Genomic DNA, 24,097 nt, shown 5'->3' with positions numbered 1-24,097 from the left:
TTAATAAAATGTTGCACATTTCAAATATAAATCCGCTTTTTGTGGAATAGAATGTTGAAAATCCACCTGCACCAACCCTTTTATGATATTCTACCATGGCGCCCCGCCAGATTCAATTTATATCTTGCGGTGTTGCTTTAAACATAGGCATTCAAAAAGGGACATCCGTCTCCCAATGTCCCTCGTCAGATACTTATACCCGGTTCAAATACCTATCATCCTCCCTCCTCCACAAACAACAAAAACCCATTCTCCGCCCCGCACTCCTCCTTCCCAACCAGAAGCGTCCCATCCTCCGGGCCTTCAATACAGCACCCCTTGCCCCGGGCGCGGGCGCATCGTGGGTATCTGGGGCAGATATATTGGAAACATATTTTTTCAGAGTCCTCCTGAGCCATTCCTGCAATCCTCCTTTATCATTATTTTACCTTATCTAATTATAACCTGAATTTATTGACACTTCAATCATAAATCACTGAATATTACGTTAAATTATAAACTATTATGAGATTATTTTAACAAATATTGCTTTTTATCTCACAAAATGTTATGGTTAAATAAATGAGTAATCAGGGTCTCAGGGAGACTCATACGCGGGCACGTATAAACAACCAATCACAAACAGGAGGGATTAAATGAACAAACCAGAACTTCAGGAACGGTATCAGCTTTATATTGACGGCCAGTGGCGCGATGCCTCTGACAAGGCTTTCTTCACAACCAGATGCCCTGCCAGCGGAGAACAATTAGCTGAATGTGCACAGGCAACCAAGGAAGATGTGGATGACGCAGTGAAGGCCGCATGGAAGGCTTTTGAAACCTGGAAAAAGGTTCCTGCCAGTGAGCGGGCAGGAATCCTCAACAAAATCGCTGACATCATAGATGATAATACAGAGCACCTGGCCATGGTAGAGTCCCTGGACAACGGCAAACCAATCCGGGAGACCATGGCAATCGACATTCCTTTAAGCGCAAAGCATTTCCGCTATTTTGCAGGCTGCATCCTGGCGGAGGAAGGCAGCGCCAATGTGCTGGATGAGCAGTTCCTGTCCCTTATCCTGCGTGAACCGATCGGCGTTGTGGGACAAATCGTACCGTGGAACTTCCCGTTCCTGATGGCTGCCTGGAAGCTGGCGCCGGTGCTGGCAGCGGGATGCTGTACCGTATTTAAACCGTCCAGCGACACATCCCTTTCCGTGCTTGAATTTGCGCGTCTTATTCAGGATGTGGTTCCAAAAGGAGTATTCAATGTAATCACAGGTTCCGGCTCCAAGTCGGGGCAGTATATGCTGGAACACAAAGGATTCCGCAAACTGGCATTTACCGGCTCTACCGAGGTTGGCCGGCAGGTGGCGCTGGCAGCAGCGGACCGGTTGATTCCCGCCACACTGGAACTCGGCGGCAAGTCTGCCAACATCTTCTTCCCGGACTGCAACTGGGAACAGGCCATTGACGGCCTGCAGTTAGGCATCCTGTTCAACCAGGGCCAGGTGTGCTGCGCCGGTTCCCGTGTATTTGTACATGAGGATATTTATGATAAATTCCTGGAAGACGCGGTAAAGGCATTTAACAATGTCAAAGTCGGCGTGTCATGGGATCCTGAAACCCAGATGGGCAGCCAGATTAATGAACGCCAGCTGGAAAAGATACTGAGTTATGTGGAAATCGGCAAACAGGAAGGCGCCCGGGTAATCTGCGGCGGCGAACGTGTGACGGAAGGCGAATTGGCCAAGGGCTGCTTCATGCGCCCAACCCTGCTGGCTGATGTGACCAATGACATGCGCGTGGCGCAGGAGGAAATCTTTGGCCCGGTTGCCTGCATCATCAGGTTTAAGGATGAGGACGAAGTCATCCGCATGGCCAATGATAATGCTTACGGCCTTGGCGGCGCCGTATGGACCCGGGACATCAACCGGGCAATCCGCGTATCCCGCGGCATTGAGACAGGGCGTATGTGGGTTAATACATACAACCAGATACCGGAAGGCTCACCCTTTGGCGGCTACAAGGAGTCCGGCATTGGACGTGAAACCCATAAGGTAATCCTGGAACACTATACGCAGATGAAGAATATCATGATTAACCTTTCTGAATCCCCAAGCGGGTTCTATCCTGCCAAGTAGGATTGGATGCAGCCAGGGAATCCCCATAGTATAAATCGGGACCATCCCAAAGATTGTGTAAACCTCCAAACTGATGTAAGATAAAATCACACAGTTTGGAGGTTTTATTATGGCAAGAAAAAACGACACACCACAGAAAGCTGCTATGCGGGAACTCATGAAGGGCTACTTAAAACAGAATGATGTGAAAATCAAAGACGGTACCGATGTGAATGCAATCATGAGGGACATGATGTCGGTCATTCTGGAGGGTGCTCTGGACGAGGAGCTGGACGAGGAACTGGGCTATTCCAAATACGATTACCACAACAAGGATACGGCCAACAGCCGCAACGGACATTCCCAAAAGACCCTGCATACCAGCTACGGCGATATGGGGCTTGATATCCCCAGAGACAGAGCCGGGGAGTTTGAACCGCAGGTCATCAAGAAATATCAAAACACGGTCACTCAGGACATGGAGGAAAAGATCATCTCCATGTACGCAAAAGGGATGACTACGAATGACATCGAGAGCCACATGAGGGAACTCTACGGGATTGACATTTCCGACAGCACCATAAGCCGTATCACAGACAAGATACTCCCCATCGTAAAAGAGTGGCAGGAACGCCCTCTGGATGAGATATACGCTGTTGTATTTCTGGATGCAATCCATTACCATGTACGCAACGAAGGACGCATTGCAAAGCAGGCGGTATACATCGCCATAGGGATTGGCATGGATGGAAGGAAGGATGTTCTGGGGATGTATGTGGGGCAAAATGAAAGTGCAAAGTTCTGGCTGTCCATCCTAAACGGATTGAAAAACCGCGGAGTAAATGATATCTTGATTGCATGTGTGGACGGCCTGACGGGATTCCCCCAGGCAATCGAAGCGGTATACCCCCAGACAGAGATTCAGCAGTGCATTATCCATCAGATCCGGAATACAACGAAATTCGTATCCTACAAAGAAATCAAGCCGCTAATGGCTGATTTAAAGCGGGTATATACTGCACCGACAGAGGATGCAGCCTTGGGTGCCCTAGAAGATTTCAGTGAGAAATGGGATGGTAAGTACCCCAAGATATCGAAATCCTGGAGAGAGAATTGGGCAAATCTGTCAACATACTTCAAATATCCAGAAGCGGTGAGACGCCTGATATACACGACAAATACGATAGAGGGGTTCAATCGCCAGCTACGGAAAGTGACAAAGTCAAAGACGGTATTTCCTTCTGATGACAGCCTGTTAAAAATGCTATATCTGGCGATGATGGACATCACGAAGAAATGGACCGGGCACCGCCAGGACTGGGGCCAGATCCACTCCCAGCTGGAGATATATTTCGAGGAGCGTTTATCCTGATTATAAGCAGAAGCGGGCTGCCAAATCAGTTTTTCTTGACATGCCCAAAAACAGCATTATAATACAGAGAAAGGGCAAGGCCCGAAAAAACGGCTTTGCCCTTTGGTAACCAATGACATATCTTGTATCAGTTTTTTGAGTTTACACAAAATTTGAAACGGTCTCTATAAATCACGGGGGATTCCCTGGTTTTTTATTGTGTCTGTTTAAATCCCTGTATCATCAATCTCTCCTTCCACCGCTCCTTCTCCTTCCAGCGGTTCCCTCTCCTTTCACCTCTTCCCTTTCCTTCTACCCATCCCCTCTCCTTCCATCACTTGCCTCTTCTTCCTTCTCTTCCCTTTTCTTCCACCACTTTCCCCATCTTCCACCACTTACCTCTTCTTCCACCTCTTTCCTCTCCATCACACCACTTCCAACATCCCTTCCACTCCAATGATAAATCCCGCCGCCTCAATGATAAATCCCACACCGCATTATTTAAAAAATAATGTATATCCTAATAAAAAGTACCAAAGTAAGCAATATTGAAAATAATATTAAAAGTGATTCTAAAAGCAATATTCAAAGCGGCATTGAAAGCGGCATTGAAAGCAATATTCAAAGCGACATTCAGAGCGACATTCAGAGCGGCATTGAAAGCAAGAATCAAATTCATTTTTAATGCACACTCCAATATGATATCGAAAATTAAAAATGATATTTAAATAACGCTTGACATGGAATACTGTAACTCATATAATTACAGATAAGGAAACTGTATCATATCTTGTTACATTTTTATCATAGAAAGGAATTAACCATGAACACACTTACCGGATATATCGGGACATATGCCTCGCCTGAAAGTCTTGGCATTTACCGTTTTACCATGGACCTGGATAATGGAAACCTGTCTAAGCCGGAACTATACTATGGCGCTTTGGACTGCAAATACCTGTCCCTGCACGGTACGCTTTTAGCAGCTCCCAGGAAGCGGGACGGCCAGGCAGGAATCTGTCTCCTTGATACGGCCGGCGGCGGTGCCAGCCTTGCAGGAGAAGCATTTTACGAAACAGCCCCGGCCTGCTATGTAACCCAGGACGACGCCTGTATATACACCGCCAATTACCACGAAGGCTGCATCCTGGTTTATAGGAAATCCTCTGACAGCCTGACTCTGGCAAAGAGGATTGATATAGCCCCAAAGGCGGGCTGCCATCAGATTTTATTCCACAATCACTATATGCTGGTTCCCTGCCTGCTCCTTGACACGGTCAAGATATATGACTGCAGCAGGGATTTCGCACCGGCTGGGGAGTTAAGGTTTGAGGAAGGCACCGGTCCCCGCCACGGAATATTTGATAAGGACCACAAAAGGCTGTTCCTGGTCAGCGAACTGAGCAACCAGCTGTTTGTATATTCCCTGGCCGCGGATACGCCGTCCGGCCCCGCAATCACCCTGGAGCATGTTTATCCGCTTCTGCCCGGGGATGCAAAATATAAGGAACCGCCGGCCTCGGCAGCCATACGGCTGTCCCCGGATGGACGTTTCCTCTATGTCTCCACGCGCTTTGCCGATATCATAAGCGTGTTTTATATAGACGGCTGTCAGTTGAAGCTGGTTCAGCAGACCGGCAGCGGCGGGGTCCATCCCCGTGATTTCACCCTTACACCGGACGGACAGTACCTGCTGGCCGTCAACCGGACAGAAGGCGGCCTTGTAAGCTTCAGGATCAACCCGGAAACCGGATGCCTGGACGGACCGTGTTCCCAGGTTCCTGCGGCTGAAGCAGTAGCCGTCATATTGTAACTAACCAGACATTGAACAAGGAGGATTTAATACTATGACAAAACTTGATATAGGAATTGTGGGCCTGTCCGTCATGGGACGCAGCCTTGCCCTTAATATGGCGGACCATGGATTTAAAGTAGGAGGTTACAACCGCAGCGCGTCGGTCACCGACCAGGTGATGAAGGAACATCCCCACCAGAACCTGATTCCATTCCATGACCTGGGCGGACTGATTGCATCCCTCTCCCGGCCCAGGAAGGTCATGCTGATGATACAGGCCGGAAAACCCGTGGACGCGGTGATTGAACAGCTGATTCCCCTTTTAGGGCAGGGGGATATCATCCTGGACGGCGGCAATTCCTTCTACGAGGACACAAGAAGGCGCGCGAAAATGCTGGAAGAACAGGGTATACACTACCTGGGCGTAGGTATTTCCGGCGGGGAGGAAGGCGCCCGTTTCGGCCCGTCCATCATGCCGGGGGGCAACAGGGACGCCTATGAGTCGGTACGCCCTATCCTTAAGGCCATTGCCGCCAAAGCAATGGATGAGCCGTGCTGCACCTATATCGGCCCCGAGGGCGCTGGACATTATGTGAAAATGGTCCACAACGGCATTGAATACGCCGACATGCAGCTGATTGCCGAGTCCTATCTTCTCTTAAAATACGTGGGAGGATTTTCCAACAGGGAGCTGGCCGACATCTTCCATTCCTGGAACCAGGGGGAACTGCACAGCTACCTGATCGGCATTACGGCTGATATATTCCGTGAAGCAGATGACCTGACGGACGGGGAACTGATTGACTATATACTGGACAGCGCCAAACAGAAAGGCACCGGAAGATGGGCCAGCATAGAAGCACTGAAGCAGGGCGTGGACATTTCCATGATTACTTCCGCATGCAGCGCCCGGATTATGTCCAATCATCTGGAGGCCAGGAAAAAGGCTTCCGGGCTGGTTAACGCCCCTGCGTTCAACCCGGTCACGGATAAGGAACAATTTGCCGCCATGGTCAGGGAGGCCCTGTATACAGGGAAAATCATTGCCTATGCCCAGGGATTCTCACTGATGCAGGATGCGTCTGAACAGTACGGATGGAACCTGGACCTTGGCAGGATTGCATCCATATTCCGGGCCGGCTGCATCATCCAGGCCGTGTTCCTCAATGACATCACCAAGGCGTTTGAAAGCGGGTCCGGGGATGGCGGGAAACCTGAAAACCTTATATTTGACCGTTTCTTCCTGTCCAGGATCAACGAACACCAGGACAGCCTCAGAAAGGCCGTATCCACCGGAGTCATGAACGGGCTGCCCATCCCGGCGCTCTGCAATGCCATCTCCTATCTGGATGAATTCCGCGGAAAGGCCGTGGGAGCCAACCTGATTCAGGCACAGCGCGACTGCTTCGGCGCCCACACCTATGAAAGAACGGACCGGGAAGGCACATTCCATCATGAATGGAGGAAATCAAATGATAATTGACACCAATCTTACCATATTCGGCGGCACCGGGGACCTTACATTCCGTAAGCTCCTCCCCGCCCTGTATACCATGGACCTCACCGGGAAGCTGCCCGGAAACAGCCGGATCGTGATTATCGGACGCAGGGATTTTGATAATGACAGCTACCGCCAGGCTGCCAGGGAATGGGTGGAGAAAAACTCCCGGCTTCCCTTCCAGGCAGAAAGCTATGGACATTTTTCAGAAAAAATATATTACTACCGGATGAATTTCTCAGAGCTGGGCGAGTACGAAGCCCTGGACAGGTACTACAGGCAGAATGAGATACGCTCCCACCTGTTTTACTTTGCAGTGGCCCCCCGGTTTTTCAGCGTCATCACAAAGGGCCTTAAAATGGTGGGCGGGTCTGAGGAAGGCAAGGTCATCCTGGAAAAGCCCTTTGGCGAAAACCTGGCTTCCGCCACCGTACTTAACAAAGAACTGGAAGCCCACTTCGGTGCGGAACGGATATACCGCATCGACCATTATCTGGGCAAGGAAATGGTCCGCAACATACAGGCCATCCGGTTTGCCAACCCCATCTTTACCGATGTCTGGAACTCCCGGTATATTGAATCCGTGCAGATTTCAGCGCTGGAGGATATGGGCGTGGAGACAAGGGGCGGATACTACGATGCCAGCGGCGCCCTTAAGGATATGGTCCAGAACCACCTGCTTCAGATACTGTCCATCATGGCCATGGAGGAGCCAAAGGAAATGACCCCAAAGGGCCTCCATGATGCCCAGTTGGATGTATTTGACTCCCTGCGCCAGGCAGATGAGGCATCCATTCAGGATATGCTTGTGTTGGGACAGTATGAGGGCTATCAGAAGGAACCCCTTGTCAACCCCAGGTCCCAGACCGAGACATTTGCAGCGCTCCAGCTCTTCATTGACAATAAACGCTGGAAGGGAACGCCATTTTACATCCGTACAGGAAAAAAGACCGGGACAAGGGAAATCGAACTGTCGGTCATCTTCCGGAGGCCCTATTCCGGAGTAGAACCCAATGTACTGATTATCAAGATACAGCCCACCGAAGGCGTATACCTTCAGTTTAACATTAAGCGCCCCGGTGATACGGACGATATCATCCCCACGAAAATGGATTTCTGCCAGAACTGCAACCTGGTCCACCAGCTTAACACGCCCGAGGCATATGAACGCCTTATCACCGCGTGCATGGAAGGGGAGCGCTCCTGGTTCTCCCAGTGGGACCAGATTGAACGCTGCTGGAATTACATCAGCCGCCTGAAGGAGCTTTATTCCCATAAGGCCCTGCCCGTTTACCCCTATACCCCGGGGACACCGGGACCGGATGCGTCTGACCGGCTGCTGGAAAAGCACGGACATCAGTGGCTTAATCAGGGGTGAGGAACCGGGTATTGCGGGATGTTAACGGGATGATGGAGGAAGCAGGATGAACAACGAAAATGGATATCATGGAACCGAGGAACAAAAAAAGCTGGCAGCATTAAAAGCAGCCAGTGAGATACAGGACAATATGGTATTGGGATTGGGCACCGGCTCCACCGTGTATTACCTCATTCTTAAACTGGCCGAACGCATCCGCGGCGGCCTTCATATCCATGCCGCCGCCACCTCTGCCAGGACAGAGGGACTGGCTGCCCATTACGGCATCCCCCTTATCCCGCTCCATCAGGCGGAACAGATCCACCTTGCCATTGACGGAGTGGACGCCATTGACCCGGACTTCTATTCCATCAAGGGCGGTGGCGGCGCGCTGTTCAGGGAAAAGGTGATTGCCTCAAAAGCCATGCGGGTTATCTGGATCATGGACCAAAGCAAGCTGGTTCCAACGCTGAACGGACTTACGCTGCCAGTGGAGGTGGTGCCCTTTGCAACGGGATTTGTGGAGGAACAGGTACGGGCCATGGGTTTTATATCCAGGCTGCGCCGGAACGGGGATGGCCTGGACGGGAATAACCCGGACAGGGATGATTCAGGAGCCAGCGTATTTCTTACCGATAACGGGAATCATATCCTGGATTTACAGGGGAAGGAAGGCGTGGACTACCGTCTGATGGCTGGAAGGCTTAAAGCTTTGACCGGAGTGGTGGAGACTGGGGTATTTGGTAATATCTGTGAAAAAATCATTATTGGGACAGAGGACGGGGTGATTGTAAAATCCTCTGGAAACCATAGTATCCCTTCACCTCTCATTCAGATATCTTCATGTCAAAAATAGTCTCTTCAATCACCCTCACACATTCATCGGTCCGTTTGAGGATGTCCTTGCCCCAGAAGTGTATGACCGTCCACCCTAAGAACAGCAGCTTCTTGTCGTTCTCGTCATCCCGCTGCTTATTCCGCTCGATTTTCTTAATCCAGAAATCCGGGTTGCTTCCCCTTGACAGCCTTGGCTTAAGGATATCCCAGTCCTTCCCATGGAAAAACTCGCTGTCGCAGAATATGGCCAGCTTGTATTTTGTGATGGCAATATCCGGGGAGCCGGGCAGTTTCTTATAATTCTTCCTGTAACGGTATCCCTTTTCCCACAATGCCTTCCGGAGCTTTATCTCAATGCTTGTATCCTTTCCCCTTATGTGGCTCATATTATCATGACGCTGTTTCCGCTTCACACCTTCATCCATAACATCACCCATTTTACTATTTGGTTCCATTGTACCATATACCGGTTGAAAGATAAAAGGGAGTTTCAAAAGTTTGTCTTGATCTAATTCCCGCAATGTGTTATAATCATAACATTACGAGATAAGGAGCAATTACAATGCAAAAAACGGTCTGTGAATTATTTGCCGGAGTAGGCGGATTCCGGTTGGGGCTGCAGCACTCCTCCCCTCAGTGGGAAACCGTATGGTTTTCCCAATGGGAACCTGGCAGGAAAAAACAATGGGCACATGACTGTTATGTGAAACACTGGGGCGATATAGATGAAAGGACCGGACAGGATATCGCATCCGTTGATAAGACAGCCATACCGGACCATACGCTTTTAGTGGGCGGTTTCCCCTGCCAGAATTACAGCGTGGCCGCATCCAAATCATCCAAGGGCATCGAGGGGGAAAAGGGGGCGTTATGGTGGTCCATCAGGGATACGCTGATTGCAAAGCGTCCTCCCTTTGTACTGCTTGAGAATGTTGACCGTCTTTTAAAGAGTCCTGCCTCCCAGCGGGGCCGGGATTTCGGCGTCATGCTGACCTGCTTTGCACAGTTAGGATACAGCGTTGAGTGGAGGGTTGTCAATGCGGCGGATTACGGCGCTGCCCAAAGGCGCAGACGGATCTTCATATTTGCATGCAATAACAGGACGCGCCATGGGGCAGCCATGGGGCTTTGCACGGCTGAGGACCTGTTGCTGCAAGACGGATTCTTCGCACATGCATTTCCCTGCACCATAGACGGAAGCCTTAGGACGGAACGTATTCCCTTCCATGATTTAAGCAATGTGGATCCCCAGACCCTTCTGACCACGGGCGATGAGGACGGCAACAATGACCTGCTGGACATATCCCGGCAGTTTGCATTTCCCTTTGAAAACTCAGGTTTCATGATGAACGGAATCATCCATACCTGCAGCACGGTCCCGGTTCATGAGCCTCCCACCCCGCTAAGGCAGATTGCGGTACAGGATGCGGACCAGCGTTACTATATCAGTGATGAGTCCATGGGGAAATGGGTGTACTTAAAAGGCGCCAAGAGAATCGACCGGGTCTCCAAATCCGGGCATGCCTATGTATTCTCTGAAGGCCCCATTGCATTCCCGGACCCCCTTGACCGGCCTTCACGCACCATGCTGACCTCTGAGTCATCCTTAAACCGCAGCACACATGTCATAGCCGATCCGGTGACCGGAAGGCTGCGGCTGCTTACCCCGGTTGAAGCCGAACGGCTGCAGGGGTTTGATGATGAATGGACCAATACCGGCATGCCGGAAAAGTTCCGGTATTTCTGTATGGGCAATGCCCTGGTGGTTCCCATGATTGAACGGATGGGTACCGTGTTAAACAAAATCATAGAGGCGGAACCATAGATTCCGCCTCTTTGTCTTATATCCCGCCATGTTTTATTTGTCTGAACCATGTCCCGCCGGCCCATGCTTATCCTACATCTCCCGCCGGACCTTTCCATAATACAGAAATCCAACCAGGTCCGCCAGCACCCATCCAATGGGCACCGCGGCCCAAATCCCGGCCACGCCGATGGCCGGAATGGCAGAAAGCACATAGGCCAGCGCCACCCTGGTTCCCAGTGAAATCACGGTGAGCACCACCGACATCCCAGGCTTCCTCACAGCCCTGTACAGTCCGTACAGCAGGAACAGGCACCCGATTCCGCAGTAAAAGGCGCCCTCTATCCGCAGATACTGTACGCCCACTGCCAGTATGCCGGTCTCCTGGGGCTGTACAAATATGAGCATCAGTTTTTCTGCAAATATCCATACCACCAGGGATATCACGATACAGAATGCAACGGAAACCATGACCGCGCTTTTAATCCCTGCCCTGATCCTGTCCTTTTTCCCTGCGCCGTAATTCTGTGCAATGAAGGTGGAAAACGCATTGCCAAAATCCTGCACCGGCATATATGCAAAGGAATCAATCTTCACCGCGGCCGCAAATGCAGCCATGACCACGGTGCCAAAGCTGTTCACCAGGCCCTGGACCATCAGGATGCCGAAGTTCATGACCGACTGCTGGGCACAGGTCAGGACTGAGAACTGGGATATTTCCCGAAGCACGTCCCTGTCCATTCCCATATCGCTTCCTGCCACCCGGAACTCCGGCATTTTCACATATGTATAGACGGCAATTCCGATTCCCGATACATACTGGGCAATGACGGTTGCCCCAGCCGCCCCGGCAACGCCCCAGTGGAGCACCAGCACAAAGACCAGGTCCAGCACCACGTTTAAGACAGCGGCAATCCCCAGGAACAGCAAGGGCACAAAGGAATTGCCCACGGAGCGCAGCAGCGAGGCAAAAAAGTTGTAGAGGAAAACGGCGATGATTCCCCAGAATATCATCCACAGATATTCCCTCATCATGGAGTATATCTCAGCCGGCACGCACAGCAGGCCCATGATGGGGTCGATGAACAGGAATACCACGCCATTGACCGCCAGCGCCACTGCCGCAATCATCACAAAAGATACGAATATGCTTTTCTTCAGCACCTTTTCATTCTTCTCACCATACCGGAGCGAGAACACGGCTCCGCTCCCCATGCACAGCCCCAGAAGGATGGATGTGAGAAATGACATCAGCGCATAGGCGGCGCCCACCGCGGCCAGGGCATTGGCCCCCAGATACCTCCCAACAATCAGGGTATCCGCTATATTGTAAAACTGCTGCAGCAGATTGCCCAGGATCATGGGCAATGCGAACCTCAGCATGGTTCCTGTTATACTTCCCTGTGTCAAATCCCTCTGCATCTTAACTGCACCCTTTTATGAACCCTTCGAATATTTTAGCGGCGTCCGCGTCCCCGGCCCCCATGAACTCCGGATGCCACTGGACCGCCTGTATGAATCTTTTATCCGGCGCATAGACGCCTTCAACCAGCCCGTCCTCTGCCGCTGCCATTGCCCTAAGCCCCGGGGCCAGCGCCTTGATTCCCTGATGGTGATAGCTGTTGACCCCCATCTCCGTCCTGCCAAGGACCCGGCGCAGGGGTGTGTCCGGGAGGATGTCCACCTGGTGGCATGCCCTGTCATAGGGCGCGCACATATGATGGTCAACCATGCCTGCATTCCCGGCACGGGCACACACGTATTGGGTGGGCAGGTCCTGGTACAGGGTACCGCCCAGGAACACATTCATGATCTGCAGTCCCCGGCAGATGCCGAATACGGCCTTATCCGTCTCCCATGCCATGTCAAATACCCGTTTTTCCAGTTCATCCCTGGCTTTGTTTATCCGGCCGCAAAGCGCGTCCGGTTCCTCCCCATACAGGTGCGGGTCCACATCGTGGCCCCCTGTAAACAGGTACCCGGCGCAGATATCATTTATCTGCCCCAAATCCTCCCCTTCGCACCAGAGCGGGACCATGAGAGGGATTCCTCCCGCCCTGCGTATTCCTTCCATATATCCCGGCACCATCCAGATGCTGTCTTTTTCCTCATCAAACAGAGGCATGACCCCGATTACTGGTTTCATACATATGCCCTCGCTTTCATATCCGGTGTGTCCCCACACTGTTTTATGACACTATATCACAATTTCCCATAAAATGGTAGATTGTTTCAATCCACGCTCGGTATATTGTCGAAGTGCGACTGCATCCTACGTAGATGCGTGGTTGACCTCATGGCAGTGGGGGATACCGATTACTCTCCGCCCACCACTGCCGTTAAGTTTGTTTTTGGCAATTCATCTCGCCACCTTAGAGGATGGGAGAATCCTTGCTAATATTTGTTGAATAAGCGATGCACCAGTTCCCCGTTGGTCCTGTCATTGATGGAACAATCCCCGGCGCCATCCTCTTCCCGTTCCATGCCCTCAGGATTTTCCCCGCACACATCCACTCCAATCACGCGCCTGCAGGAAGCAGCCGCATCCATACAGGCCAGCACGGCCTGAAGGTCCCCGCTGCCCTGGTCCCAGTTGGTCCTGGCATGATCCGGTCCCAGCATGTCCTTGTCCACGGAAATGTACAGGGGAAGGCCGGAATCCCCCAGCCGTTCCCGCCAGCCATCCCTGTCCCCTGTCAGTTCTTCCGGCACACACGTAACCCGTCCCCCATACTCCCCCGCCCGGATCTCATCCGCGGCGTCTGCCGGAGGCCCTGCCAGCCACACATGCCGGATTGCGGGATTACTGTCCAGGGCGTCCTTAATCCAACTGCCGCAGGACAGGATATCCCCGAACATGGGGGGCTGCATGTCCGTATGATGGTCCAGCACCAGCAGTTCAAACTCCTCCTCTATCTTCTCCATCCATATCTTGCTTACATAATGGTAGTTCCCGGAATCCAGGAAATGGATTCCCTCCGGCCCCAATTCCCTGATTGCTTCCCTGATTGCATTTTCCCCTTCCTCATCGCAGTAGCAGTTGGTGCCCTCAATCTCCTTACAGTCCACCCACACATGTCCATAATCTTTATAGAACCCTTCCGCTTCGTACACGCCGGAAAAATTCATGATAACCAGAATCCTGCTGTCCTTCATCTCTAATCCCGTCCTATGTAAATCTTTTTTATAATAATAGTAATTATTATTGATTTTATATAATTTATATGCTACAATACATTCATAATACATATTATCAAAGGAACGTGGTAAAATCAAACTATAGCGGATGGAATAAGGAATACGCATCCCATTGAGAACAGGAGGGTTATATTTTATGGATTCAAAAGCATTTTTCAAACTAAACTATGGTGTCTACATCGTATCCAGCAGCGCGGACGGAAAGAACGGCGGCTGTGTCATCAACACCATGGCCCAGGTCACTTCCTCGCCTGCAAGGCTTTCCATTGCACTGAACAAGAACAATCATACATTAAAACTGATTGAGACATCCGGCACATTTTCCGGGGTGGTCTTATCAGATGATGTGGAAATGGACCTGATTAAGCGGTTCGGTTTCCAGAGCGGCAGGGATGTGAACAAGTACGACGGCCTGCCCCAGGGACGTGACGGCCTTCATAACCCATATCCCACCCAGGGCGTCTGCGCCCGTTTTGCCTGCCGGGTCATCTCCACCCTGGATGTGGGAACCCATGTGATCATAATCGGCGAGGTAGAGGAAGCAGAAGTCATGGATGAGAAGACTCCCGGCCTCACCTATTCCGATTACCATGTAAAGAAAAACGGATCCACACCGCCAAACGCGCCTTCCTACCAGGAAAATGCAGGCAGGACCGTGGGTTACCGGTGCAGTGTATGCGGCTACATCCTGGAATCCGATACCCTGCCCGATGATTTCATCTGTCCCGTGTGCGGCAAGGATGCCAGCTACTTCGTAAAGCTTTAATCCATGCCCCTTCCATCCCGTGTCCGGCCTTCATCATGGCCGGGCACCTTTTTAATGTCCTTACTTCCCGGATTCCGAAGCATTCTTCCCCCGGTTCTCCTCCCTGTCATTGGTCACATTGCCATCGCCGCTTACAGGAATCGCATCCCCAAGATAAGTGGGCTTAGGCATCACGACGGTATAGAGCATGTCCTTGGGGCGGGCCAGCAGCTCCCGCAGGTCCCGCATCTTCTGACCGCCGTAGGTCCTGGGGTCCGAGGCCACGCCGTAAGCCTCCATGCCCATGGCCTGGGCCACATAAAGGGCGCGGTACATATGGTAGCGCTGGGTCACGATTACAATTTTCTTCACCTGGAAAATGTCCCTGGCCCGGTACATGCTCTCATAGGTGGAAAAGCCTGCATGGTCCATGAAAATGTTCTCGGAGGGCACTCCCCTGTCAATGGCAAACTGCTTCATCAGGTTCACTTCATCATAATTCACCTTGCCATGGTCACCGCTCATAAGGAGCCGGTCAGAGACATCCTCCTTATAAAGACTGATTCCCTGGACCAGACGGTCATTCAGCATCCCTGAGGGACTGCCGTCCGGCCTGACGCCGCAGCCCAGCACCATGATGCAGTCCACGTCCTCAAAGGCCCGGGCTTCCTCCGCGGATACAATGTATTTTTCCTCTTTCCTGATGATATAAAGGTTCACCAGGAACAGGACCAGGCATCCTGCCAGCGCCAAAACCAGAAAAACCCTGACTGCTTTTCCCACAATCTTCTTTTTCTTCATACCGCAAGCCTCCTTATCAGCCGTCATGTCAGTTTACCAGTTCCTCTTCTTAATATGAACAAAGCCGCACTTCCCGTGCATGACTACAGGAAAATGCGGCTTTATGGATCTGTCAGTTCATCCCTTATTTAACAGCGATTGCTTCGATTTCACACAGCACGCCCTTTGGAAGGGTCTTGACTGCAACACAGCTTCTGGCTGGCTTGGAAGTGAAATACTTGGCATACACTTCGTTAAATGTGGCAAAGTCACCCATGTCTGCCAGGAAGCAGGTGGTCTTAAATACCTTGTCATAGCCGCTGCCTGCTGCTTCCAGGATAGCGCCCACATTCTTGCAGCTCTGCTCAGCCTGTGCTGCGATTCCTTCCGGAACATTGCCGTCTGCTGGGTTTACAGGAATCTGTCCGGATGTGTATACAACTCCGTTTACTTCAAATCCCTGGGAATATGGTCCGATTGCGCCTGGTGCTTTTTCTGTACTGATTACGTTCATTTTAAATCCTCCTTCAGTTTAGGGGAAATGCCCGTACTTTCATATATTCCCCATAATATTATTTTTCATTCTCCGCGATTACGCGAACCCCAGAATCATTATATCTAATTATTGAAAATGTTGCAATAGATAATCCCCATATCTGGACCGGGTATGGAATTTTATACAAGATGTTGGAGCAGGTATTCCTTTGTATTGCGCCCCGGCTCCTCAAGCACCATCTCCAAAAGCCGCGCCAGGGCCAGCCCCACCTCTTTGCCAGGTTTTACGCCTGCTTTTATGATGTCATTGCCGCCTACTGCCAGGGTTTTCAGGCTGATGCAGTCCCCGTCCCGCCGGATTTCATCCACAAGCATTGCCGTATGCGCTAAATGCTCCTGGCACGTCTTATTTCCTTCCGATTCCATCTGCGCCAGGCACATCCTGAAATCCAGCAGATCATCGAACAGATCCGGTTCCATCCGGCTCATGGCGGTGCGGATGGAATACTTATCCGGCCCCAGCCTATAGTCCTGCCATGATACCAGCGTCCTCACCCGGTTAATTGTATCATTATCCAGTTTTAAATCCTTAAGGATCCTCACCGCCTCATCCGGCGGACACTTCCTTAAGAATGCAGCCCAGCGCATATGCCTGACAGGCGGAACCTGGGCCGGTATGGCCGGTATGACAAAAAACATTTTCCCATCTTCACGTTCCACCTGCTCCCCCTCATCCAAACCCCCGTCGTCCTCCCGGCAGTACACCTTATGGAAGGTTTCCGATACGTAAGGGCTGATGCCTGTCTCATACACCATGTTAATATGCCCGGGGTTGGGGCTTAACAGAAGCTTGGTCAGCTCCACCTGGATGCGCTCCTTGCTCACATGTACCATATTCGGGGCAATGGCGCGGATGGCCTCATATGTGCGCCCTTCAATGGTAAATCCCAGCTGGGCCGAGAAACGGATTGCCCTCAGGATCCTCAGGGCATCCTCGCTGAACCGGTCCATGGGTTCCCCCACACAGCGTATGATTCCCCTGTCCAGGTCATCCATACCTCCAAACTCATCCACCAAACCAGTATTCCCATTATAAGCCATGGCGTTAATGGTAAAATCCCGGCGTTTCAGGTCTTCCGTCAGGCTGGGAGTGAAGGTCACGCTGTCGGGGTGGCGTCCATCTGCATATTCCCCGTCAATCCGGTAGGTGGTCACTTCATATCCTTCATCCCCCATCATGACCGTCACCGTGCCATGCTGGATTCCCGTATCAACGGTACGGCGGAATACCTGCTTCACCTGCTCCGGCAGGGCGCTGGTGGTGATATCCCAGTCCCCCGGCTCCCGGCCAAGGATCATATCCCTGACACAGCCTCCAACCACATATGCCTCGTATCCATTATCATTCAGTTTTGTCAGAATCTCCTCTGCGGGAGCGGGAATCTTGATTTCCATTGTGTGACAGCATCCTTTTCCGGTTTATAGTACTATGGACAAAGCGCTAAACTTTCCATGTGCTCTATTTTAACAGCTTTTTGCTGCATTTTCCAGCCCCAGTTCCCTGCTCTTCCCATAATACTGCCTGCGCACCTCTTCCGGCACCAGGTTCCCTCCGGTGGCCCAGGCAATATGGGTGGCGTTCCCCATGTTCCGGTCCAGGTCAAAATGCTCCAGGAACGCCCTGCCCTCCGGCGAGGAACACAGCCTTGCAGGCCCTGCAAAGGATGCGCAGGAGCTTGGCTCTATGAAAATCCCTTCCTCGTCCATCAAATCCCCCATAAAGCGGTAAAGGTTGTCATCTTCAATGGTAAATTCCCCTGCCAGCATCCGCGCCACTGTCTTTCCCACAAACTTGGACGGGCGTCCCACAGCCAGGCCGTCTGCGGCGGTCAGGCCGGAAAGGCCGATATCCTGCACGCAGATGTCATTATGAAGCCCGGTCATCACTCCCAGCAGCATGCAGGGCGCCTGTACCGGTTCCTGGAAAAAGCAGTACACAGAATCGCCAAACACCTGTTTTAAGCCAAATGCCACGCCTCCGGGCGCGCCCCCCACACCGCAGGGGATATGGACAAACAGGGGATGTTCCTCATCCACGGCCACCCCTGCGCCGGCAAGCTGTACCTTCAGGCGTTTGGCTGCAACGGAATATCCCAGGAACAGGTTAACCGAATTTTCATCGTCCACAAAGTAGCTCATGGGGTCTTCCTCTGCCAGCTTCCTTCCATTTTTCACCGCCTCACTGTAGTCAGAGGCATATTCCATCACACGGACACCTTTCTGGCGCAGCAGGTCCTTTTTCCACTGCTTTGCATCCATGGACATATGTACCGTCACATCATAGCCAAGGGCAGCGCTGATGATGCCGATGGATAATCCCAGGTTCCCGGTGGAGCCTACATGGATGGAGTGTTTCCCAAAGAACTCCCTGAATTGGGGAAGGGCAAACTTTTCATAGTCATCATCCACCGTTATCATGCCATGTTCCAGCGCCAGGTCCTCTGAATGCTTCAGTATCTCATAGATGCCGCCCCGCGCCTTGACGGAACCCGCCACCGCCAGATTGCTGTCCATCTTAAGCATGAGACTCCCTTCAAGCCCTGCCCCCCACTTGCGGTTAAGGCAGTCCTTCATCCTGTCAATCCGGCGCAGGGGCGACTCAATCAGGCCGCCCGCTGCTTCTGTTTCCGGAAACATTTTCCTGATAAACGGCGCAAAACGCGCCCATCTGTTTTCAGCGTCATCTATATCATCCATGGAAAGTGTTACGCCCTCCATGGCTGTTTTCAAGTCCGAGAGGCCGGGATTCATCCATATAACCTCTTTGCCGGCTTCCATCTCTTTCATCAAAGGATATGCTTCCTTTAACTCCTGCACATTCTCTATCATGTCAATACTCCGTCCTTTCCGCATACAGGACCGCCCCGCGGAAGGATATACCGCAGGGCCGGGCCTTTTCATTCTTTTTAATCTTCCATTATGTCTTTTACATATCTCATCGTATACTCAAGCAGTTCCTCCTGCCATGAAACCTTGTCGTACCCATGGGTGGCCCCAGGGACTACATGGCGTATTGCGCCGGGAACGGTTTCTTCATATCTTCCTGAATTATATACCGGCACATCCTTATCCCCATCGCCCTGTATCAGCCTCAGCGGTTTCCTAAAGTCCCTGATGGCTGCTAAGGGGTCAATCTCCGGCGCATCCAGTCCCACGAAGAACTCATGAGGAACCAGGTCGCCCATGAAATCCACGTCATTTCCCCGAAGCCCCTCTTCAAATATCTCCTGGCCCAGCAGATGGCGGAAGTTGCTGTACGGCTCACTGCACGGGCTCCACAGCAGGATGCCTTCAAGAGGCACCTCGCCGCACAGCACCGATGTGACAATGGCGCCCATACTGTAACCCAGAATCATGAACTTCTCCGGTTTCAGCTGTTCCTCAATCCAGTGCAGCACCACCTTTGTGTCTTCAATCTCCCCATAAATGGTTGTATAATGGCTGTCGCCCTCGCTGTCCCCTGCTCCCACGCAGTCAAAACGGCAGATGGTATATCCCTCCTGCTGGAGTCTGTGGCTTGCGGCCACCATGATGCGGTGGGGGGTTATTTTGTTTCCAAAAAAGCCATGCTTGTAGAGTATTACCTTTTTCCCGCGCACAGACGGGTCAGCGTACTCCAGCAGGCAGACCATGTCCTTTCCCCTGCTCTTTAATGTAAATGCCTCAATCACGTTCAGCTTCCTCCTTTATTCTTCTGCCAGTCCCTTGGCTCTTCCTTTATCCGTCCGTCAGTCCTCCGGCTCTTCCTTTATCTGTCCGTCAGTCCTCCGGCTCTTCCTTTACAGGCTCTCCGTTCTCCCCTTCGTAGATACGGCCCCAGCCCACCAGGACGGCAAACAGCATCACAAACCACAGGATACATGGATAGAAGCAGGTAAACAGGAACGCGTTAGGTGACAGCACCTCCACAAAATCATAGGTGGTTGACAATGTCTTCATGATACCTAACAAAAGCAATACGCTTCCGCCAAAGGGCATACACGCATTAAAAGAGTCACATGCCACTGCCAGGAAATTGGCCCTGCGGTACGGATGAAGCTTGGCCTTCTGTCCAACCGCGTTAACCAGCGGTGATGCACAGATGTTGGGAATGGTGTTGATGGCGCTGATCAGCACGGAGAACACGCTGCTGAACAGGAAGATAAGCAGTTCCGCACCCCTGGTGGTCTTAATGTTCCTGCTGAGACGTTCAACCAGCTCTTCCATGTAACCGCTGGTAATCAGAAGGGAACCCATGGATACCACAACCATCAGCAGGATACACACGCTTAACATTCCGGCCACGCCGTCCGGCAGCGCGCCCATGGCGGTTCCGTTCTCAATGCGGAACAGGTCGGCAAATCCAAACAGGCCGCCTCCAATGCCCACAATGACAGCAATGATGATGCCCACTGGAAGGGTCACGAACAGGTTGTTTCCCATAACTGCCATCCCGATGACAATCACCGTGGGAATCAGCATGAGAAGACCTGCGGGATTCTGGTTCTCTGCAAGAAGTGACGCCGCCACACTGGTATCCAGCCCCTGTCCGCTCTTAGCGCCGCCGAAGATGGCATACAGTACGATGGATATGATAAATGTAACAATCACATACTTGGAACGGTCCTTTACAGCCCCGCCGATTTCAGCGCTGCCTGACTTCTTCCTATAGGTCTGGCCCGTGGTGGATACGATGGTGGTGTCGGACACAGGCGCTATGTTGTCTCCGAAAATAGCCCCTGAGATAATGGCCCCGCCAAGGACAGCCGGGTTACAGCCCATCAGGATACCGACCGGATACAGGATGTAGCTCATGGCTGCCACGGTGCCGAAGGCAGCGCCCGTTGCCAGGGCAAAGGTGGCTGAAAACAGGAAGGTTGCCACACAGAAGCCTGCGCCTGATAAATGCAGCTTAACACTGAGCCATACAAGTCCTTCTACCAGATGGCCTGACTTTAAGATGGAACCATAGATACCGACCACCAGCCAGATAAGGACGGCTGTCATCGCCATCTTATCCCCCAGCCCCTCCAGTACGATATCCCAGTACCTGGGCTTATCCTTTACAATAAGCATCCCCACAATCAATCCGATTACGCCGGAGGCTATCATCATATTAAGATCTGCCGCATTGATGAATGACAGCCCGATTGTAATCACAATGAATACAACAAAGGGTACCAGCGACATGCCATTGCCTCCATAAAACTCCAACTTCTTTTCCTTTTCCATACCTGTTTGCTCCTTTCGCTTTTGTTCAACATTTGTTAATTACAGCTTAACTATATATTAATACACACTTTACAAAAAGTAAATACTGTTTAGCTATATTTTTATTATTTTAGCATGTTTTTAACCACATTGTGTGTATTAGCAACAAAAAAGCTACGGTCTTTGTTAACCGCAGCTTTACATCATGCTGTATAGTCCTATATGGTTAAAAGCTTGGGGGAGTGATTGCGAATATAACCTGCACAACGGTTCCTCCCTGGTTCATCCACTGGTGTGCTGTCTGGGGAGGGATACGGATGCTGTCCCCTTCTTCCAGCTGGTAGGATACACCTGCAACATTGATTTCCACGCTTCCGCGGACTACGTAGGCCACTTCCTCCCCCACATGCTCCTGTGGATTCCTGCCCGAAGTCAGACCCGGCGGTATGGACATCATGCAGAATTCAATACTGCCGCGCACATCCGGGGTCAGAAGCGTATAAGCCAGGTCCGCATCCGGATGGCCGATGGTCTTATTCTCCCCTCTTCTCACAATCATCTGCACCTGGGGTTCATCATCCTTAAAAAACTTGAACATGGGCACATCCAGGGCCTGTGCAATGGCCTTCAGCGTTCCGATGGACGGATTTACCAGATCCCGTTCAATCTGGCTTAACATGGATGCCGTAAGTCCGGACCTTTTTGCCAGTTCCCGCAGGCTCATCCCGCTTTTGTTCCGGAAATCCTGGACTTTTTTCCCTAAATTTATGTCCTCCATATAGCAAACAACTCCCTGATATTTTCTTCTCAACCGTAGGTATGGGATAATCATATCATATATCTGAACAGGCTGCCATGTTTTTTCCTAGAAACAGGCATTTCCAGGGGGACGGGCAGGCGCCTGCCTGACACAGGGCCTGACGGTTCCGCCCCCGCCCCTGGCGGTTCCATTTCCCTGATACTGACGCTCCCACCCCCAGCACCGGCACCGGCGGTTTTCTCCCAATTATTTCCACTTATTTTCAGTTCATTCCCCCACCGCTTCCAGTTTTACACCATATACCCGCCCTTCATAGGTGACACCGCATGTTCTGAGAAAATCTTAAGCACTCCCTTTTTATACTTTGCCTCTTTTGGTTTCCATGCTTTTCTGCGCTCTGCAAGAATCCGCTCCACTTCCTCTGCCGGAAGTTCCCTTCCCTTTACGCCAATGATTTCCAGGACCCGTCCCGGTATGTCAATCCGAATCAGGTCGTCTTCCTCCACCAGGGCAATGGGACCTCCCTCTGCCGCCTCCGGTGAAACGTGTCCGATTGCCGGTCCCTTGGAGGCGCCGGAAAAACGGCCGTCCGTAATCAATGCAATGCTCTTACCCAGTTCAGGGTCAGATGAAATGGCTTCCGTGGTGTAGAACATTTCCGGCATGCCGGAGCCTTTTGGTCCCTCATAGCGGATGAATACCGCATCCCCTGGCTGTATTTTCCTGGATATGACAGCTTCGATGGCATCCTCCTCACAGTCAAACGGCTTTGCCTTCAGGACCGCCTGGAACATCTCCTTGGGAACAGCGGAGTGTTTTACCACAGAGCCTTCCGGCGCCAGGTTGCCCCTTAAGATACCCACGGTCCCGTCTGTTCCAATCGGCTCTTCAAATGTACGGATTACATCGGTCCTTTTAAGCCCCCACTTTTTCAGATACCCTTCGCACTTGTCATAGAAACCGTTGGACTTCAGTTCTTCCAGGTTCTCGCCCAGAGTCCTGCCTGTCACGGTCATCACATCCAGATGGAGCATGGATTTGATTTCCTCCATGACAGCAGGGACACCGCCCGCATAATAGAAGAACTGTGCAGGCCACTTGCCTGCGGGGCGGATATCCAGAAGATAGTGGGCGCCCCTGTGCATACGGTCAAAGGTATCCCCGTCAAGCTCAAGGCCCATCTCATGGGCAATGGCGGGTATGTGCAGCAGCGAATTCGTGGAGCCGGAAATCGCGGCATGGACCATGATGGCATTCTCAAATGACTTCATGGTAACGATGTCGCTGACCTTAATGCCCTTCCTTGCCAGTTCCATGACCTGAAGCCCTGCCTTATAGGCCACTTCTTTTAAATCCTCACAGGTGGCCGGCATCAGCGCGGAACCGGGAAGCATAAGTCCCAGGGATTCAGCCATGACCTGCATGGTGGAGGCTGTCCCCATGAAGGAGCAGGCGCCGCAGGACGGACATGCGTTGTGTTTATAATAAGTAAGCTTTTCTTCTGTGATTTCCCCTCTCTGGCACATGGCGGAATAAGCCCCGATCTGCTCCAGTGTCAGAAGGTCCGGGCCTGCATCCATCACGCCTCCGGTCACCACGATGGAGGGCATGTCAAGCCTTGCCAGACCCATGAGACAGGCGGGCACGGACTTATCGCAGCTGGCAATGAAGATGCCGCCGTCAAATCCCGTTGAATTGCCGTGGATCTCTATCATATTGGCAATCATGTCCCGGTGGACAAGGGAGTAATTGATTCCATCGTGGCCCTGGGCTATGCCATCGCAGATATCTGTCGTAAAATACCTCGCGCCCTTTCCTCCCGCGTCCGCAATCCCCCTCAATGCCTCATTGACAAACCGGTCCAGATGGGCGCTTCCCGGATGGCTGTCGCCAAAGGTGCTTTCCACCATGATCTGCGGCTTGTCAAGATCCTCCACGCTCCATCCCATGCCAATCTTTAACGGGTCATTCTCCGGCGCCAGGCCCCTTACTCTCTGACTGTTCAGTTCCATAATAAAATACCTCCTAATCGTCTTATCATCTATTGCCCTTAAACATCTGACTACTTTTGATATTACTATATCATTTATCCAAAATATTATCAATACATCAGATGTATTTTTCT

General features: G+C 51.7%; 21 protein-coding genes. 8 read left to right on the top strand and 13 right to left on the bottom strand.

Going from position 1 to position 24,097, the window contains the following annotated elements:
- Positions 1-215: 215 nt before the first annotated feature.
- On the bottom strand, positions 216-398 hold the full coding sequence (locus tag MCJ35_RS27855; RefSeq protein WP_025484192.1) for a hypothetical protein: 183 nt from the start codon (positions 396-398) through the stop codon (positions 216-218).
- A 237-nt stretch (positions 399-635) separates the two neighbouring features.
- Here MCJ35_RS27855 and MCJ35_RS27850 point away from each other — a divergent pair, with 237 nt between their 5' ends.
- The 6 genes from MCJ35_RS27850 to rpiA all read left to right on the top strand — a co-directional run bounded on the left by MCJ35_RS27850 (position 636) and on the right by rpiA (position 8,959).
- Positions 636-2,123 carry an aldehyde dehydrogenase family protein gene (locus MCJ35_RS27850; protein WP_008724258.1) on the top strand — a complete coding sequence of 496 codons (1,488 nt, stop codon included), beginning with the start codon at positions 636-638 and terminating at the stop codon, positions 2,121-2,123.
- A 145-nt stretch (positions 2,124-2,268) separates the two neighbouring features.
- Positions 2,269-3,474: an IS256 family transposase gene (locus tag MCJ35_RS27845; protein ID WP_240299775.1), complete on the top strand. Its 1,206-nt coding sequence runs from the start codon at positions 2,269-2,271 to the stop codon at positions 3,472-3,474.
- Positions 3,475-4,276: 802 nt separating this feature from the next.
- On the top strand, positions 4,277-5,266 hold the full coding sequence (locus MCJ35_RS27840; protein WP_025484194.1) for a beta-propeller fold lactonase family protein: 990 nt from the start codon (positions 4,277-4,279) through the stop codon (positions 5,264-5,266).
- 34 nt (positions 5,267-5,300) lie between these two features.
- Positions 5,301-6,731, top strand: coding sequence for an NADP-dependent phosphogluconate dehydrogenase (gene gndA / locus MCJ35_RS27835; protein ID WP_025484195.1), 1,431 nt, complete (start codon positions 5,301-5,303; stop codon positions 6,729-6,731).
- Positions 6,721-8,124: a glucose-6-phosphate dehydrogenase gene (gene zwf, locus MCJ35_RS27830; RefSeq protein WP_025484196.1), complete on the top strand. Its 1,404-nt coding sequence runs from the start codon at positions 6,721-6,723 to the stop codon at positions 8,122-8,124. The genes gndA and zwf overlap by 11 nt, the downstream gene beginning before the upstream one ends.
- Before the next feature lie 46 nt (positions 8,125-8,170).
- Complete coding sequence (gene rpiA, locus MCJ35_RS27825; RefSeq protein WP_025484197.1) at positions 8,171-8,959, top strand: ribose-5-phosphate isomerase RpiA; 789 nt, start codon at positions 8,171-8,173, stop codon at positions 8,957-8,959.
- Here rpiA and MCJ35_RS27820 read toward each other — a convergent pair.
- Complete coding sequence (locus tag MCJ35_RS27820) at positions 8,931-9,365, bottom strand: very short patch repair endonuclease (RefSeq protein WP_034576988.1); 435 nt, start codon at positions 9,363-9,365, stop codon at positions 8,931-8,933. The two genes, rpiA and MCJ35_RS27820, sit on opposite strands and share 29 nt — an antisense overlap.
- A 137-nt stretch (positions 9,366-9,502) precedes the next feature.
- On the opposite strand from MCJ35_RS27820, the gene dcm reads away from it, so the two are divergent.
- The gene (gene dcm, locus MCJ35_RS27815) at positions 9,503-10,765 is read left to right on the top strand and encodes a DNA (cytosine-5-)-methyltransferase (RefSeq protein ID WP_227809075.1); all 1,263 of its coding nucleotides are present in this window, start codon (positions 9,503-9,505) and stop codon (positions 10,763-10,765) included.
- A gap of 72 nt (positions 10,766-10,837) precedes the next feature.
- Here dcm and MCJ35_RS27810 read toward each other — a convergent pair whose 3' ends face one another.
- The 3 genes from MCJ35_RS27810 to MCJ35_RS27800 form a co-directional block, all read right to left on the bottom strand.
- Complete coding sequence (locus tag MCJ35_RS27810; protein ID WP_008724241.1) at positions 10,838-12,166, bottom strand: MATE family efflux transporter; 1,329 nt, start codon at positions 12,164-12,166, stop codon at positions 10,838-10,840.
- 1 nt (position 12,167) lies between these two features.
- On the bottom strand, positions 12,168-12,890 hold the full coding sequence (locus MCJ35_RS27805) for a gamma-glutamyl-gamma-aminobutyrate hydrolase family protein (protein ID WP_240299725.1): 723 nt from the start codon (positions 12,888-12,890) through the stop codon (positions 12,168-12,170).
- 248 nt (positions 12,891-13,138) lie between these two features.
- Positions 13,139-13,900 carry an arginase family protein gene (locus MCJ35_RS27800; protein ID WP_025484198.1) on the bottom strand — a complete coding sequence of 254 codons (762 nt, stop codon included), beginning with the start codon at positions 13,898-13,900 and terminating at the stop codon, positions 13,139-13,141.
- Positions 13,901-14,078: 178 nt separating this feature from the next.
- On the opposite strand from MCJ35_RS27800, the gene MCJ35_RS27795 reads away from it, so the two are divergent.
- Positions 14,079-14,708, top strand: coding sequence for a flavin reductase family protein (locus MCJ35_RS27795; protein ID WP_025484200.1), 630 nt, complete (start codon positions 14,079-14,081; stop codon positions 14,706-14,708).
- A 60-nt stretch (positions 14,709-14,768) separates the two neighbouring features.
- On the opposite strand, the gene MCJ35_RS27790 is transcribed toward MCJ35_RS27795, so the two are convergent.
- The 8 genes from MCJ35_RS27790 to ilvD all read right to left on the bottom strand — a co-directional run bounded on the left by MCJ35_RS27790 (position 14,769) and on the right by ilvD (position 23,984).
- Complete coding sequence (locus MCJ35_RS27790) at positions 14,769-15,488, bottom strand: SanA/YdcF family protein (protein ID WP_008724231.1); 720 nt, start codon at positions 15,486-15,488, stop codon at positions 14,769-14,771.
- A 124-nt stretch (positions 15,489-15,612) separates the two neighbouring features.
- Positions 15,613-15,981 carry a RidA family protein gene (locus MCJ35_RS27785; protein ID WP_008724229.1) on the bottom strand — a complete coding sequence of 123 codons (369 nt, stop codon included), beginning with the start codon at positions 15,979-15,981 and terminating at the stop codon, positions 15,613-15,615.
- 161 nt (positions 15,982-16,142) lie between these two features.
- Positions 16,143-17,417, bottom strand: a complete 1,275-nt coding sequence (locus tag MCJ35_RS27780; protein ID WP_025484202.1) for a CCA tRNA nucleotidyltransferase — start codon at positions 17,415-17,417, stop codon at positions 16,143-16,145.
- Between the two features lie 69 nt (positions 17,418-17,486).
- A complete protein-coding gene (gene dsdA, locus MCJ35_RS27775; protein WP_025484203.1) occupies positions 17,487-18,851 on the bottom strand; it encodes a D-serine ammonia-lyase in 1,365 nt (454 codons plus the stop codon).
- A 77-nt stretch (positions 18,852-18,928) separates the two neighbouring features.
- Positions 18,929-19,693, bottom strand: coding sequence for an alpha/beta hydrolase (locus tag MCJ35_RS27770; protein ID WP_008724224.1), 765 nt, complete (start codon positions 19,691-19,693; stop codon positions 18,929-18,931).
- 88 nt (positions 19,694-19,781) lie between these two features.
- Entirely contained in the window at positions 19,782-21,233 is a 1,452-nt protein-coding gene (locus MCJ35_RS27765; RefSeq protein ID WP_008724223.1) for a Na+/H+ antiporter NhaC family protein, read from the bottom strand.
- Between the two features lie 205 nt (positions 21,234-21,438).
- Complete coding sequence (locus MCJ35_RS27760) at positions 21,439-21,990, bottom strand: helix-turn-helix domain-containing protein (protein WP_008724221.1); 552 nt, start codon at positions 21,988-21,990, stop codon at positions 21,439-21,441.
- 272 nt (positions 21,991-22,262) lie between these two features.
- On the bottom strand, positions 22,263-23,984 hold the full coding sequence (gene ilvD / locus MCJ35_RS27755; protein ID WP_008724219.1) for a dihydroxy-acid dehydratase: 1,722 nt from the start codon (positions 23,982-23,984) through the stop codon (positions 22,263-22,265).
- Between the last annotated feature and the right edge of the window lie 113 nt (positions 23,985-24,097).

The sequence above is a fragment of the Enterocloster sp. OA13 genome, assembly GCF_022440595.1.
Taxonomy (GTDB): domain Bacteria; phylum Bacillota; class Clostridia; order Lachnospirales; family Lachnospiraceae; genus Enterocloster; species Enterocloster hominis.
Note: the sequence above shows the minus strand (reverse complement) of the source record. Positions and strands in the feature narration are given on the sequence as shown.